The organism is Streptococcus parasanguinis (assembly GCF_001578955.1).
GTDB classification, from domain to species: Bacteria; Bacillota; Bacilli; order Lactobacillales; family Streptococcaceae; genus Streptococcus; species Streptococcus parasanguinis_U.
Map to the genome: position 1 here is coordinate 335,524 of NZ_KQ969689.1, position 770 is coordinate 336,293.

The following is a 770-nucleotide window of genomic DNA, read 5'->3' on the forward strand; positions in this document are numbered from 1 at the left end:
GGATACAACGAAAAAGAATATTAAGAAGAGGTGGGCAGAAGCCTGCTTCTTGTTTTTGAAAGGAGTTCTATGCCTGAATTACCAGAAGTAGAGACGGTTCGACGCGGTCTTGAGAAATTAATTCTTGGAAAAACCATTCAGTCAGTGGAAGTAAAGTATCCTAAGATGATTCATACGGATCTAGATGCTTTTTGTCAAGATCTTCCAGGTCAAGAAATTCGAGCCATGGGGCGCCGCGGGAAATACCTTTTGTTTTATCTGACGGATCTGGTCCTCATCTCGCATTTGCGGATGGAAGGCAAGTATTTCTTTTATCCAGACGAAGTCCCTCTTCGCAAGCACGCCCATGTCTTATTTCATTTTACAGATGGCAGCACTCTGGTTTATGAAGATGTCCGCAAGTTTGGGACCATGGAAGTCCTAGTACCTGAGCTTGTCGACAGCTATTTTTTGACGAAAAAAATTGGTCCAGAGCCGACGGAAGCGGATCTTAAAGAGCCTGCCTTCCAAGCAGCTCTTAAAAAATCAAAGAAACCCATTAAATCAGCTCTTTTGGACCAAAAATTAGTGGCTGGTCTGGGCAATATCTATGTAGATGAGGTCCTTTATCGAGCCAAGGTTCATCCAGCCCGTTTGGGTCAAAGCTTGACTGCTAGAGAAGCCAAAGCAATCCGCAAAGAAACGATTGCTGTGCTTGCTCAAGCTGTTGAAAAGGGTGGCTCCACCATTCGCTCCTACAGCAATGCTTTTGGAGAAGACGGCACCATGCA

1 protein-coding gene is annotated in these 770 nt (G+C 44.8%); it reads left to right on the top strand.

Going from position 1 to position 770, the window contains the following annotated elements; translation table 11 throughout:
- Positions 1-69: 69 nt before the first annotated feature.
- Positions 70-770, top strand: a 701-nt coding sequence (gene mutM / locus SPADD19_RS01615; RefSeq protein ID WP_061455253.1) for a DNA-formamidopyrimidine glycosylase, incomplete at its 3' end; no start/stop codon positions are given.